At 66.1% G+C, this 12325-nt stretch carries 16 protein-coding genes and 1 pseudogene; 12 read left to right on the forward strand and 5 right to left on the reverse strand.

Translation table 11 applies throughout. From position 1 onward, the window contains the following. The 5 genes from L6Q96_12885 to L6Q96_12905 form a co-directional block, all read left to right on the forward strand. Window positions 1-432: four helix bundle protein (locus tag L6Q96_12885; protein ID MCK6555456.1), on the forward strand; the 432-nt coding region annotated here is incomplete at its 5' end. A 230-nt stretch (window positions 433-662) separates the two neighbouring features. Next, the gene (locus tag L6Q96_12890; GenBank protein ID MCK6555457.1) at window positions 663-818 is read left to right on the forward strand and encodes a DUF1566 domain-containing protein; all 156 of its coding nucleotides are present in this window, start codon (window positions 663-665) and stop codon (window positions 816-818) included. Window positions 819-860: 42 nt separating this feature from the next. After that, the gene (locus tag L6Q96_12895; protein ID MCK6555458.1) at window positions 861-2477 is read left to right on the forward strand and encodes a hypothetical protein; all 1617 of its coding nucleotides are present in this window, start codon (window positions 861-863) and stop codon (window positions 2475-2477) included. A gap of 230 nt (window positions 2478-2707) precedes the next feature. Next, a complete protein-coding gene (locus tag L6Q96_12900) occupies window positions 2708-2956 on the forward strand; it encodes a DUF2191 domain-containing protein (GenBank protein MCK6555459.1) in 249 nt (82 codons plus the stop codon). After that, window positions 2953-3390: a PIN domain-containing protein gene (locus L6Q96_12905; protein MCK6555460.1), complete on the forward strand. Its 438-nt coding sequence runs from the start codon at window positions 2953-2955 to the stop codon at window positions 3388-3390. The genes L6Q96_12900 and L6Q96_12905 overlap by 4 nt, the downstream gene beginning before the upstream one ends. Before the next feature lie 504 nt (window positions 3391-3894). Here L6Q96_12905 and L6Q96_12910 read toward each other — a convergent pair. From L6Q96_12910 to L6Q96_12925, 4 genes and pseudogenes are all read right to left on the reverse strand, one after another. After that, window positions 3895-4077 carry a hypothetical protein gene (locus L6Q96_12910; protein MCK6555461.1) on the reverse strand — a complete coding sequence of 61 codons (183 nt, stop codon included), beginning with the start codon at window positions 4075-4077 and terminating at the stop codon, window positions 3895-3897. A 3-nt stretch (window positions 4078-4080) separates the two neighbouring features. Further along, window positions 4081-4418: pseudogene (locus L6Q96_12915) on the reverse strand (DNA-binding protein). 456 nt (window positions 4419-4874) lie between these two features. Beyond that, a complete protein-coding gene (locus tag L6Q96_12920) occupies window positions 4875-5558 on the reverse strand; it encodes an RES family NAD+ phosphorylase (protein ID MCK6555462.1) in 684 nt (227 codons plus the stop codon). After that, window positions 5558-5992: a DUF2384 domain-containing protein gene (locus L6Q96_12925; GenBank protein MCK6555463.1), complete on the reverse strand. Its 435-nt coding sequence runs from the start codon at window positions 5990-5992 to the stop codon at window positions 5558-5560. Before L6Q96_12925 ends, L6Q96_12920 begins: the two co-directional genes overlap by 1 nt. 397 nt (window positions 5993-6389) lie before the next feature. On the opposite strand from L6Q96_12925, the gene L6Q96_12930 reads away from it, so the two are divergent. Continuing rightward, complete coding sequence (locus tag L6Q96_12930) at window positions 6390-6608, forward strand: hypothetical protein (GenBank protein MCK6555464.1); 219 nt, start codon at window positions 6390-6392, stop codon at window positions 6606-6608. 129 nt (window positions 6609-6737) lie between these two features. Here the strand turns inward: L6Q96_12930 and L6Q96_12935 are convergent, their stop codons facing one another. Then, the gene (locus L6Q96_12935; protein ID MCK6555465.1) at window positions 6738-7865 is read right to left on the reverse strand and encodes a hypothetical protein; all 1128 of its coding nucleotides are present in this window, start codon (window positions 7863-7865) and stop codon (window positions 6738-6740) included. Window positions 7866-8134: 269 nt separating this feature from the next. On the opposite strand from L6Q96_12935, the gene L6Q96_12940 reads away from it, so the two are divergent. The 6 genes from L6Q96_12940 (at window position 8135) to L6Q96_12965 (ending at window position 12302) form a co-directional block, all read left to right on the forward strand. Then, entirely contained in the window at window positions 8135-8533 is a 399-nt protein-coding gene (locus L6Q96_12940; GenBank protein ID MCK6555466.1) for an NADH-quinone oxidoreductase subunit A, read from the forward strand. 72 nt (window positions 8534-8605) lie between these two features. Then, on the forward strand, window positions 8606-9697 hold the full coding sequence (gene nuoH, locus L6Q96_12945) for an NADH-quinone oxidoreductase subunit NuoH (protein MCK6555467.1): 1092 nt from the start codon (window positions 8606-8608) through the stop codon (window positions 9695-9697). Window positions 9698-9703: 6 nt separating this feature from the next. Continuing rightward, a complete protein-coding gene (locus L6Q96_12950; protein MCK6555468.1) occupies window positions 9704-10324 on the forward strand; it encodes an NADH-quinone oxidoreductase subunit J in 621 nt (206 codons plus the stop codon). Continuing rightward, window positions 10321-10629, forward strand: coding sequence for an NADH-quinone oxidoreductase subunit NuoK (gene nuoK / locus L6Q96_12955; GenBank protein MCK6555469.1), 309 nt, complete (start codon window positions 10321-10323; stop codon window positions 10627-10629). Before L6Q96_12950 ends, nuoK begins: the two co-directional genes overlap by 4 nt. Window positions 10630-10636: 7 nt before the next feature. Next, window positions 10637-12088 carry an NADH-quinone oxidoreductase subunit N gene (locus L6Q96_12960; GenBank protein ID MCK6555470.1) on the forward strand — a complete coding sequence of 484 codons (1452 nt, stop codon included), beginning with the start codon at window positions 10637-10639 and terminating at the stop codon, window positions 12086-12088. Window position 12089: 1 nt separating this feature from the next. After that, complete coding sequence (locus L6Q96_12965; GenBank protein MCK6555471.1) at window positions 12090-12302, forward strand: dodecin family protein; 213 nt, start codon at window positions 12090-12092, stop codon at window positions 12300-12302. Window positions 12303-12325: the final 23 nt, after the last annotated feature.

A 12325-nucleotide genomic window follows, 5' to 3' on the forward strand; every position in this document is an offset into this window, starting at 1 on the left:
CGCCGAGCCCCGCGAAATCGGCTGACGATGGCGCACACGGAGCACCTGCCGATCTACAAGGGCGCGTACGATCTCTGTCTATGGCTGGAGCAGGCGGTGCGGCACTTTTCGCGCTTTAATAAGTACGAGATTGGCGCGGAGTTACGGCAGGGCGCTCGTCGAGTGCTGACGCTGGTGGTGCGGGCGAACGCGCGCGTCAACAAGGAGCCGGTGCTGCTCGAGTTACGCGAGGAGCTGGAGGCGCTCAAAGTGTTGTTGCGACTCTGTCACGACACGAAGGCGTTTCCGAACGCCAACTCCTTCGAGCACGGTATGCGCCTGGTTGTCGATCTCGCCAAGCAGAACGAAGGCTGGTTGAAGAGTCAGCGCCGGGGCCGTGGCCAGAATCGGCCCGCGATGCTCAGCGAGCTAGCGGGGCCGAGCGTGCCATGATCACGAGGTCCCGTTCCCACCGGAGGCCTCGGCCACGGGCTGCCCTCCGGTCGACGCCGACGCCCTGTGGTGGGGCCGAGGCCCAGGGACGCCTTCCCCGGCTGCGGCCGGGCCAGACGTCCGGACATATCCTCCGACACTCGCGCAGCGACAGAGGGCCAGCCCTCCGACTCGTCCACCGAAGCTCTGGCGGAGGTGGAAGCTCGCGCAGCGAGCGAAGGAGGGCACAAGTGGAACGGGCGACTGTTTCGTCCAACTACTGGTCGTCTACTACGTACCAGAACAATCCGAACAACGCGTGGAACGTGAACTTCAACAATGGGAACGTGAACGCGAACAATAAGTCCAACAACAACTATGTCCGTGCCGTGCGCGGCGGATCGTGATCGCGGCCCCGGCGCTGCGGGCACGGATTTCTTTTCTTCCGCATGCAACCCGACCCATACAGCTTCGCGACGCTCCACCGGCACTACCGCGCCTGCCGGCGCAACAAGCGCAACACGAGCAACGCCCTGCGCTTCGAACTGAACGCCGAGGCGGAGTTGTTCCGCTTGCAGGAGGAGCTGCGCTCGCACACCTACCGGCCCGGGCCGTCGATCTGCTTCGTGACCGGCGGGCCGAAGCCGCGGGAGGTGTTCGCGGCCGACTTTCGCGACCGCATCGTCCATCACGTGCTGGTGGCGCAGCTCGAGCGCGTCTTCGAGCCGAAGTTCATCGCCGACTCGTTCGCGTGCCGCCGCGGCAAGGGAGTCCTCGCCGCCAGCGATCGGTTGATGACGTTTCTGCGCCGCATTACCGCCAACGGCCGCCGGCCTGCCCGGGCACTGAAGCTCGACGTGTCGAGCTTCTTCGCCTCTATTCACAAGGAGACCCTCTATCGAATCGTCTGCCGTTACGTGGCGGACCCGGAGATGCGCTGGCTCACCCGGGTCATCCTGTTCCACGACCCGACGACCGACTATCGCTTCAAGCCGGGCGGTGCCCGAGTTCCGGCGCCCTACAGTGGGAGGTATCCCATTCCCAAAGGGAAGAGCCTCTTCGGGGGTGGCAACGAACGCGGTCTGCCGATCGGTAACCTGACGAGCCAGTTCTGGGCCAACGTCTATTTGAACCCACTCGATCAGTTCGTGAAGCGCGAGCTGAAGTGCCGGTACTATCTGCGCTACGTGGACGATCTGGTCCTGCTGCACGAGGACGCCGACTGGTTACGCGCGGCTGGGACGCGCATCGCGTCGTTTGTGGAGGAGACGCTGCTGCTGTCCTTGCGCGACGATGGTGCAGAGCCACGGCGGGTTAGCACGGGGGTGGAATTCGTCGGCTGGCGAACGTGGTGGACCCACAGACGGGTAAGGCGCCGGACCCTGCACAACCTCGATGAGCATCTAGCCGGCTACCGGGCGCGTCTTGTGTGCCGGATGGGGGAATCGGGGGTGGCAACGATCCCGTTCCCTGCGGATGCGGATCGAGCGCGGTTCAAGGGTGACGCGGTACCGTTGGTACGGTTGCGGTCGACGCTGGCATCGTACGCGGGCCATCTGCGTCAAGGGGCGGCGTGGCGGCAGTGGGAGGCCGTCTGGGACCGCCACGAGTGGCTGGACGCTCTGTACGTGCGGCGGGGATGGACCGTCGCGGCACGCTGTCCGGCGGCGCGAAGAGCGGAGTCGTTTGCGCGGGCCTACGCGGCGCTGGCGCGAGCGATAGGTCCGGACGGCCTGGTGTTCGTGCAGGTGGGCCGGTACATAGAGTTTTTCGGGTCGCAACGCCTGGTGGCCCAGCGGGTGTTCGGATTGCGTCCCATACGAAGTCCGCGGGCCGGATACGCTCTGACGGCCGGATTCCCCATAGCGTTGCTGCGCCGTTTCGTGCTGCGCGCGCTGGCGGCGGGGTATGTCGTCGTGCAGGTCGCACAGACGAAGGGCGGGACCGAGAGCCCGGTGGGCCGCCGCGTGACCTGCATCTGGTATGGGGACCGTGCGCCAATTCGGACACTCCGGCGGGGCGCGGGTACGCGCGCGCACGCCCCGTTTACGGGGCGACTCGGTTGAGCCCGGCGATTCATCGCCGGGTGCGGTAAGCGCGGCTCTCCCTCCCCATCCGGTTTCTTCGCGCAATCGGGTGGAACGTGCGCTCCGCGCGCGTTCCCTCCAACGTAAGGAAGACGCCGGTCCTCGGCTCCGGTGCGCGCCGCTTCCCGGACACGGCCGGAGATGAAACGACGCGGCCGGCACATCGAGTGTGGCTTGCCCATACAGAGCGACCAACATACGATGGCGGCGTGAAGACGACCCTCGACATTCAGGACGCTCTGCTGGATCGTGCCAGGCGGTACGCGAAAGAAGTGCGCCGCCCGCTGCGGGCGATCGTGGAGGACGGGTTGAGGCGCGTGCTCTCCGAACCTCCCGCGTCGCACGGTTACAGGCTGGTCGACGCCAGCGTCGGGGACCCGGACGGTACCGATCCTCTCGAGGCGCTTTCGTGGCACGACCTGCGTGAGGAGATCTACGGCGAGCCGACGATACGGTGATTGCTCTCGACACGAATATCCTGGTGTACGCCCATCGCCGGGAGTCGCGACATCACGGACGCGCGAGCGAGATCGTGCGCGGGCTTGCGGAGGGAGCGAGTCGCTGGGCGATTCCATGGCCCTGCGTTTACGAGTTCTTCAGCGTGGTGACCAACCCGCGGATCTGGAAGCAGGCCGCCAGCACGCCGGACCAGGCGTGGCGGCAGGTCGCCGTCTGGGCGGCGTCGCCGAGTGCGTTTCTGCTGGCCGAGACGGAGGACTTCGTGGCGATTATCGAGCGGTTCGCTCGGCGGCCCCGAGTGCGTGGACCGGTCGTCCATGATGCCCGCGTGGCAGCTCTATGCGTTGCCCACGGTGTGGAGGAACCGCTCACCGCGGACCGTGACTTCTCGCTTTTTCCCGAGCTCCCGACCCGCAACCCGTTGGCCATCTGAGCATGTCCCACGGGTGTAGCGGACGTTACCGGGAGGCTCGCCCTCCGCATCCGATTTCTTCGCGCATCCGGGTGGAACGTGCGCTCCGCGCGCGTTCTGCCGCACGAGGTGGAACGCGATCTCCGCGCGCGTTCCTGCGGCAGTGGTGGAACGTGCGCTCCGCACGCGTTCGCCGGCCATGGCGCCGCCATAGCGCGGCCACAGCACGACAACAGCACCCCGCAGCGGAAGCCCCGGGCATGAATGCCCCGGCGCAGTCGAGGCGCCCGGTGCACCGGGCGCGGGTACGCGGGCGCACACCCGCTCCTTCGGCCTTGGTATCGAGTCGAGTACGGACCGCAAGCATCGACGCCGACGGCGCTGCGACCGGGGGTCGGCGGGTCGATACCGAAGGCGATACCGAAGGCGATACCGATACCGACCCCGATTGGTTCAGGCTGAACGCTCAGCAGTAGCGGCGTGCTCCTCTCTCGCGTCCCCTGCAAGCTGATGTTCGGCTTGAGATCATCCTGCTTTCCGCTTCGCCGTCGCGGAAGGGCGCCGTGGCTCAAACCGAACATACCTGCGGCCACTCTGCTCTTGCTGCCGGCGAAGATCGGCAGCGATCGCGCGCAGGTCGTAATTGAACCGCTCGGCATGCTCCTGTCGGATCTTGCGTACCTCTTCAACGATTGGATCTTTCCACATGAACTACCCCTCGCTCAGCTCTTCAGGCGTACACAGCACCGCCGGCTCGTATCCTTGCTCGATACAGCCGTCGTCGATCGCGCGGCGCATCGCTGCATTTGCGATGTGCGCACAGTTCCACGTGAGAAGGTACTCGACGCCATTCGTCGTCCGGCTGTTTCGGGGTCGCCGGCCGCAGACTCGCGGAGGACGATCTCCGAGACGACGAGATGGTAGTCCTGGCGCCGCTGATCCCACCACTGGCGGGTGAGTTCCTGGTGGGCAGCAACCACGATATCCCGACTCGGTCGAGCCACTAGATAGCTTATCACGGTCGTCTCCAGGTAGACTTTCGGCTTCACGATCGTGAGCGTAAACGCGGCGACTCCCCGGGTCAAACGCCGGTGCGCTCACGCTGAACGCCGAGACTCACCATCCGTCACCGGACCGGAACGCTGCCCGCCTGGCCGCTCGGCCCTGTGGTGCCGTTCTGGTGGAGCGTCTTGCTCGGCATTTCCCTGGCAGCGAGTTCCCCTCGGGGTCGGTATCGCCTTCGGTATCGGTATCGAGTCGGGTACGGACCGCGAGCATCGATGCCGAGGGGGGCGACTGTCCGGGACGTGTGCGTTCGCGGCCGTGTCGATGAACCCTATCGAGATCGCATTGCGACGCACGGCGGCGGACCTCGCGGCGCTTGGCCAGCGCTGGGCCGTCCCTGGCTGATTGGCCGTGGGCGCGCGTGCCGAGCCCCGAACGACGCGAGAGGTCGACGTCGCCATGGCGACGGACGCGCCGGCCGATGGCCCGGCCGGGAATGGTCAGCCCTCGATCGTGATTTTCGGCGACGGGGCTCCCCGCCAGGTGAACCGGTACGTGCGAGCGCGCCGGACGTTCGTTACCAGAGCCGGCCGGAAGCACGCGACGCAGGTGCCGCCCCGATGGCGGACGCTCGGATAGACCACCCCGAGGGAGGCCGCATCGAGCAGCCGGGTGGCCAACGCCTGCGACGCGACATAGCTGGTGGGATCAAGGCAGCCGCGCCATGCGCGCCCGCGGCGCAGGTCGTGAACGCTGGCGCTGAAATCGGCAAGATAATCGTCGTAGGTGACCGTGTCCTCGAAGCGCCCGATCTCGGCCAGTTGCACCGACTTGTGGAACCCAACTTCGGCTTGCGACGTGGCGAGCGCGAACGCGGCGTACCAGGCACCGCGCTCCGGACCGTTGAAGCGCCCGCCCAGCGGGTGCGCGTGACAGAAGGCGGCGTTGATGACCGCGGCGTGTGGCACGCCAAACACCAACTCCTCTACGCCGATGCCCGGCAGCAACTGGTGCTCGGCGAGGACGCGGTCGTTCGTGGCGGCGTCCAGCTCGACGATGGCTTGCAAGTGCGGGTCATCATCGGCGATCGCCGCGAGCACGCTCTCGCCACGCGGCGAGTGCTGCGATGGTACGAGGCGGTGCGTATCGAGCTGGCGTAGGAGCGAGACCAGGGGCAGCGCCATCAACCCGCCCGGCGCGCGTCGAGCAGTCGGCGGACCGTCTGCATGGCCGGCAGGCCGCCGCGCATCATGAAGAACAGCGGCGTCTTGCCGGCGAAGATCGGATTGGCATTTGGCAGGTGCACCCACTCATCGGCCAGACGCGGCGAGTGGAGGATGCGTAGCGCCTTGAAAATGCCGATGAGATACGAGATGCGGGTGAGCCGGTCGGTGTCGAGGACCCGTTCGGGGTGGCGCTTCATCTCGTAGAACGGCCCATTGCTGACGCCGCCGAGCAGCGCGCGTGCATCCTCGTCGCGTACCTTCCAGCGCTTCATGATGTTGAAGAAGGCCTTCAGGCCGGGCGCCGACAGCCGCGCCCGCTCACCGCGCGCAGCGAGGTCCGGCGGCGCCTCTGTCCGGTAGCTGGTGACGGGATACTGTAGTGGCCGCGGCATCGCGAACTCCTGATCAGGAGCCTATTCTCTCCGGTAGTACCCGTCAAGGCTACGCGCGGAACAGGGCCAGGATGACGGCGGTCAGTCTGCCTCGGATATTTTCGACGGAGAGGTCAGGTGAGCGGATGAGATCGGGCGCGGTACCTGACTCCGCAGCGGGGTGCTGTTGCCGTTGGGCGGCGGGTGTGGCTGACGTCAATTACTTTCCGCCGGGGGCGACAATTGCACTTCCCCATCGCCGTTGGGTTGCAGGTTCTCGGTTTGCTGGGTTTCCGAGGTCTTTTTTCTGCTCTGTTCCTCCTTGCCGTTGGGGGAGTGCGTAGAGAGCGAAGCCACCGGAGCGGTCCCGCCGGGGCCCGTGCTGGCCGTTCCGGCTGGCGTGGAGTAAAGTCGGTACATGGACGCGGCCGTTCGCCGGCGCATGGTCGAGCGCTTTCGGCTGACGCTGGACCTCTTCGAGTTTGGCGCGGCGATGCTGCGCCAGCGCTTGCGACGGACCCACCCGACAGCGTCCGAGGCCGAGATAGACGCCATGGTCACCGAGTGGTTGCACCGCCGTCCCGGGGCCGAGGGGGGCGACTGCCCGGGACGTGTGCGTTCGTGGCCGCGGCGATGAACCCGATCGAGGCCGCACTGCGACGCGTGGCGGCGGACCTCGCGGCGCTTGGCCAGCGCCGGGCCTGATCGCGGAACGCGGCTATCACCGCGGGAAACGCTTGCTCGCCGATTTCGACGAACTCGTCGGCTAACCTGGAAACTCGTGATTGCGGACGGCACGCGCGGTCTGGCGGCGCCGCAAGAGAAACGCGGCGGCGCCGGCGAACAGCCATGCGATGAGCCCGGTTTCGGGCTCGCGGCTCAGCGAACAGCCGCCATTGCCGTCTCTCGTCGGGGTTGCCGTTGCTGCCGGCAGGGCCGTCGGCTGCGGGGTCGCGGCCGGCGTGGCGGTCGGGGGCGGGGTTCCCGTCGGTGTCGCCGTGGGGACGGCGTTTAGCGATTCGAAGCCCGCCACGGCGAAGTCGCGCCGGTCGGGCGCCGCGTCGAACTCGGCCCACCGATCGACGAAGAGCTCGACCTCTTCCTCGTTCATCAGTATCGCGTCGGGCAGTCCCGCCTGTTTGCGGAACCACCGGATCGCCGTCCACACGGCGCGCCCGGCGTCCTTCGTGTACGGCACGCCGCTGGTATCTCCATGCACCCCGAACTCGGCCTCCTCGTGCCAGAACACGCCCGTGCATTCCTTCGGATCGGGGAAGTGCATGCGCACCTGCGCCACCTCCATGCACTTCTCGTGCGAGTACGAATCGGCGAGTGCGTGCAGATAGATCCCGAGTGCCACCGAACTCCTGGGTTCCACCGGTGCGGCTGCGCCGCCGTCGAGAGCGTACTGCGGCACCCCGAAGGTCGGGGCTCCCTGCGCGTAGGCCGCCCACAGCTCGATCTCGTCGATCTCGCTGGGGACCGGACAGAGGTTACGCTCCGTGAAGTACGGGCACTCGTCGCGCGCACCCGGGTACACGTACTCGCCGGTGGCGTTGGTCGAGTGGCGCCGTCCGAAGTGGTAGTACTGCCCCGCTTCGCTGGAGCGGTCGGTGCCTTGGATCGTGATGCGTCGACTACCGGCGAGGTCGCCTTTGAACGTGCCCGAGTCGGTGGCCGCCGCGGCGATGCCGATGAGATCGGCGTCGGCGCTGCTGTATCCCGCCGCCCGTGCCAGCGCGCGTGTCAGTTCGTAATGAAATGTACTGTGCGGTTGCTCGCTGTCCCTGCCGATGTCCTCCGCATATCCCCAGCCGTGACCTGGCGTGAGCAGGAGCATCGCGAGGGCGGCAGCCAGGCCGGCTGCCGCGTTTCTACCTGTCCAGTTGCGCATGCACGGTCCCTCCTGCGATCCGGGTCGCATACCGAAACGCAAATGAGGTGCCAGCGCTTCTGATGGTCCCTGCTGCATGGTCGGAGGTGTCGAGCGGCAATAGTGGCACGGTGGATTGGGGTGCAGTGTCGAGTTCGCGACGGGGGCATGGGTGGCCTGAGGGCCTGGGGGCCTGAGAGGCTGGGGGCCTGGGGTGGGGTGGGCGTACCTTGACTTGGTTTCGGGTATCGAATAATCGACCAGCGTTTTTTCGGCGCGGCCGGGGCGGCATGAGTGCGACGTTCCAGGCGGCCGCAGGTGAGTCCGCGCGCATGTTCGACCAATACGTTCCCGTCCTGCTGAGTTTCGCCATTGCCGGTCTGATCGCCGGCGGAATGCTCGGGCTCAACTGGTTGCTGGCGCCGCGCCGGGCGACGCCGATCAAGCTGGAAGCGTTCGAGTGCGGGAACCCGTCGACCGGCAGTGCCTGGGGTCGTTTCCCCGTCAAGTTCTACGTCACGGCCATCTTGTTCATCGTCTTCGACGTGGAGGTCGTGCTGCTTTACCCGTGGGGTGTGTTGTTCCGGCAGCTCGGTTGGTTCGGGTTCTTCGAAATGCTGACGTTCATCGGTGTGCTTGGCCTGGCGTTGCTGTTCGTGTGGCGGAAGGGCGGGCTCGAGTGGGAGTGAGGGGACGCAGCTCTGCCGCGTGCGGCCCGGGTTACCGGCCCCTTGCCGCGGTGTGAGTATCGGATACGGGTCATGCCGATCGACTTCGCGATCATCGCGGTCAAGGTCTTCGTCGTCCTGAACATGATTCTGGTGTTGGCCGGCGTGCTGGGGTGGATCGAGCGCAAGGGCAGTGCCCTGATCCAGGACCGCATCGGCGCCAACCGGGCGAGCATCTTCGGTTTTGCCGGTCTGGGGCTCATCAACACGATGGTCGCCGACCCGCTGAAGTTTCTGACCAAGGAAGACGTCATCCCGGCCGGAGTCGACCGGCTGCTGCACACGCTGGCGCCGCTGGTCAACCTGGTGCCGGTGCTGGTGGCGTTCGCGGCGATTCCGATCGGCGACGTGCTGGTCGTCGGCGGGCGGACGATCGAGCTGCAGGCGGTGAATCTCGATGTCGGCGTGCTCTACATTGTCGCGGTGATTGCCATCAGCGTTTACGGCGTGGTGCTGGCGGGGTGGGCGTCGAACAACCGGTTCTCGCTTCTCGGCGGCATCCGCGGTTCGGCACAGATGATTTCGTACGAGTTGGGTCTGGGGTTGTCGATCCTGGCGATGGTGATGACCTACGGCACGCTGGACCTGCAGCAGATGGTGCGGGAGCAGGGGCAGCTCATCGGCGGGTGGTTGCCGGCGTGGGGTATTCTCTATCAGCCGCTGGCTTTTCTGATCTTTCTGACGGCGGGCATTGCCGAGAGCAAGCGGGTGCCATTCGATCTGCCGGAGGGCGAGTCGGAGCTGGTCTCGGGATTCTTCACGGAGTACTCGGGGATCAAGTATCTGTTGTTTTTCATGACCGACTTCGCCGAGATCGCGGTCGTGGCGGGGCTGGTGACGACGATGTTCTTCGGCGGGTGGCAGGTGCCGTACCTGCTCGGCGACGGCTTCCACTTCCCGGGCGGTGCGACCGTCCCGTTGCCGCAGGCGGTGGTGGCGTTGCTCGGCGTGGCGGCGTTCATGGCGAAGACGCTCTTTTTCTGCTGGCTGCAGGTGGCGCTCAGGTGGACGCTGCCGCGGCTGCGGTACGACCAGCTCATGAGTTTCGGTTGGAAGGGTCTGATGCCGCTGGCGCTGGTCAACATCGTGCTGACCGGGGCGGTGGCGCTGGCGTTGCAGAGGTAAGGGTCGATGGCGCTGATCGTCCTTGCGATGCTGGCGGGTTTGTTGCTCGCGTCGGGTGCGGGTCTCGTGCTGTTTGCGGGTTTCGAGCTGTCGGGTGCGGCGCCGGCCACGGTGGTGTTCGCGGTGCTGGCGATCGGGTTGATTGCCGCTTCGCTGGGTGTGGTGCTGGCGCGCCATCCGATCCGCAGCGCTCTGTCGTTGGTGGTGGCGATGTTCCTGCTGGCGGCGATGTTTGCGACGCTGGACGCGCAACTCATCGCCGCGCTGCAGATCATCGTATACGCCGGAGCCATCATGGTGTTGTTCCTGTTCGTCATCATGCTGCTCAACTTGCAGGCGGAGCCGGGCTTTTCGGTCGGGGTGCGCCATCTCGGGGTGGGTGCGGCTGCCGGCGTGCTGTTTCTGCTGGCGGTAGGGCGTTTCTTCCTCGGAGATGCGGGGGCGACGGCGGCGGCGGGTCCGGGCGGGCCGGGAATGGGGGCGCCGGTGCCGGCCGACTTCGGCGGCATAGTGCCGATCGGCGAGCGACTGTTCACGCATTTTCTCCTGGCGTTCGAAGTAACCTCGATCCTCCTGCTGGTGGCCGTCGTCGGGTCGATCGTGCTGGCCAAGCGTAACCTCGTATGACGCCGCTGCCGTTGAACTGGTATCTGCTGCTGGCGGCGACGATGTTCACGATCGGCGCGGTCGGCGTGCTGGTGCGGCGCAACGCGATCGTCATATTCATGTCGATCGAGTTGATGCTGAACGCGGTAAATCTGGTCTTCGTGGCGTTCTCGCGGCAGCTCCACTCGGTCGACGGGCAGGTGATGGTCTTTTTCGTGATGGTAGTGGCGGCGGCGGAGGTTGCCGTCGGCCTGGCGATCATCATTGCGGTCTTCCGTAATCGGGAGACGGTGAACGCCGACGAGATCAACTTGCTGCGGTGGTGAGGGGGAGATGATCGCGCCTCCGGACATATCGTGGCTGGCGTTGTTGCCGGTGTTGCTGGTGGCCGGCACGGCGTTGTTGGCCATGGTCACCGACCTGTGGAGCGAGGGGCCCGACCGCGACAGCGTCGGCTGGGTGGGGGTGATCGGTCTAATCGTGACGGCGGTGGCGGCGGCGGCGCTGTGGAACACGCGTATCAGTACGTTGTCGGACGCGCTGGTTCTCGATCGTTACGGGCTTTTCTTTACGTTGCTGTTCTGCCTCGGCTCCGGTCTGTCGGTGCTCATGTCGATGAGCTATCTGGAGCTGACCGACATCCGAACCGGGGACTACTACACGTTGATTCTGCTGGCGACGGTCGGCATGGTGCTGATGGCCATGGGGACGGACCTCATGGCGATCTTCCTCGGCCTCGAGGTCATGTCGATCGGGGCGTACGTACTGGCGGGCATGGCGCGGCAGGAGTTGCGGTCGAACGAGGCGGCACTGAAGTATTTTCTGCTCGGGGCGTTTGCCACGGGGTTCCTGCTTTTCGGTATCGCCTTGCTGTACGGTGCCACCGGCACGACGACGTTGCCGGCGATGGGGACGCGGATCGCGCAGGCGGCGGTCGACCAGCCCGCGGTGGTGACGGCGGGGATCGGTTTGTTGCTGGTGGGGTTCGCTTTCAAGGTGGCGGCGGTGCCGTTCCACGTCTGGGCCCCCGACGTGTACGAGGGTTCGCCGACGGCGGTTACGGCGTTCATGGCGGTGGGTATCAAGTCCGCCGCCTTTGCGGCGTTCGTGCGCGTGTTCATGCACACGCTCGCGCCTCTGGGGGCGGACTGGACCTGGATCATCTGGATCCTTGCCGTGCTCACGATGACGGTCGGCAACATTACTGCGGTGGTGCAGACCAACATCAAGCGGATGCTGGCCTACTCCAGTATTGCGCATGCGGGGTATCTGCTGATCGGCATGGTTGCGGGCGGCTCCGGCGGCGGCAGTGCGATGCTGTTCTATCTGCTGGTTTACGCTCTGATGACCCTGGGGGCGTTTGCGGTGGTCATTGCCATCGGTCGGCGGGGCGAGCCGAACGAGGAGATTGCCGACTACGCCGGACTGGGTTTTCGCAACCCGGTACTCGGATTGGCGATGACCGTGTTCATGCTATCGCTGGCGGGCTTCCCGCCGCTCGGCGGGTTTGTTGCGAAGTTCTACGTCTTCAGCGCGGCGGTGCAGGCCGGGTACTATTGGCTGGCCATCATCGGGATGCTGAACAGCGTCGTGTCGGTGTACTACTATGTTGCGGTGCTGGTGCGCATGTACATGCAGGAAGGCGACTTGCAGGTGACGCCGGCCTCGCGCCGGCCGTATCTTCTGGCGACGCTGGTAATCGCGGCCGCCGGGACGATCGTGCTCGGCATCTTCCCGGCTGCCGTCTGGGACATCGCCCATCAGTCGTTCGAGGCGCTGGGGTAACATGGTCGAGAAGACTGTACAGCTCACGGGTTCTTCCGCCCGCAGCATCGAGGAAGCGGTCGAGATTGCGGTGTCGCGCGCGGCGGCGACGATCGACAACATCCGGCGGGTGCACCTCGTCGACGTCGAGGCCGTGGTTGAGCGCGGCGCGGTGGCGCGTTGGCGAGTGAAGGTCGACCTGACCTTCGGGGTGCAGGACATCATCCACGAATAGTCTGCCGTGGGGCCGCTCCCGGC

The sequence above is a fragment of the Candidatus Binatia bacterium genome (genome assembly GCA_023150935.1).
Lineage (GTDB): Bacteria > Desulfobacterota > Binatia > HRBIN30 > HRBIN30 > JAKLJW01.

Bases quoted from the DNA above. Each gene is read 5' to 3' on its own strand.
- L6Q96_12895 (MCK6555458.1), top strand. From the start codon at position 861: ATGCAACCCGACCCATACAGCTTCGCGACGCTCCACCGGCACTACCGC.
- L6Q96_12910 (MCK6555461.1), bottom strand. From the start codon at position 4,077: ATGTGGAAAGATCCAATCGTTGAAGAGGTACGCAAGATCCGACAGGAG.
- L6Q96_12920 (MCK6555462.1), bottom strand. From the start codon at position 5,558: ATGGCGCTGCCCCTGGTCTCGCTCCTACGCCAGCTCGATACGCACCGC.
- L6Q96_12925 (MCK6555463.1), bottom strand. From the start codon at position 5,992: ATGCCGCGGCCACTACAGTATCCCGTCACCAGCTACCGGACAGAGGCG.
- L6Q96_12930 (MCK6555464.1), top strand. From the start codon at position 6,390: ATGGACGCGGCCGTTCGCCGGCGCATGGTCGAGCGCTTTCGGCTGACG.
- L6Q96_12935 (MCK6555465.1), bottom strand. From the start codon at position 7,865: ATGCGCAACTGGACAGGTAGAAACGCGGCAGCCGGCCTGGCTGCCGCC.
- L6Q96_12940 (MCK6555466.1), top strand. From the start codon at position 8,135: ATGAGTGCGACGTTCCAGGCGGCCGCAGGTGAGTCCGCGCGCATGTTC.
- nuoH (MCK6555467.1), top strand. From the start codon at position 8,606: ATGCCGATCGACTTCGCGATCATCGCGGTCAAGGTCTTCGTCGTCCTG.
- L6Q96_12950 (MCK6555468.1), top strand. From the start codon at position 9,704: ATGGCGCTGATCGTCCTTGCGATGCTGGCGGGTTTGTTGCTCGCGTCG.
- nuoK (MCK6555469.1), top strand. From the start codon at position 10,321: ATGACGCCGCTGCCGTTGAACTGGTATCTGCTGCTGGCGGCGACGATG.
- L6Q96_12960 (MCK6555470.1), top strand. From the start codon at position 10,637: ATGATCGCGCCTCCGGACATATCGTGGCTGGCGTTGTTGCCGGTGTTG.
- L6Q96_12965 (MCK6555471.1), top strand. From the start codon at position 12,090: ATGGTCGAGAAGACTGTACAGCTCACGGGTTCTTCCGCCCGCAGCATC.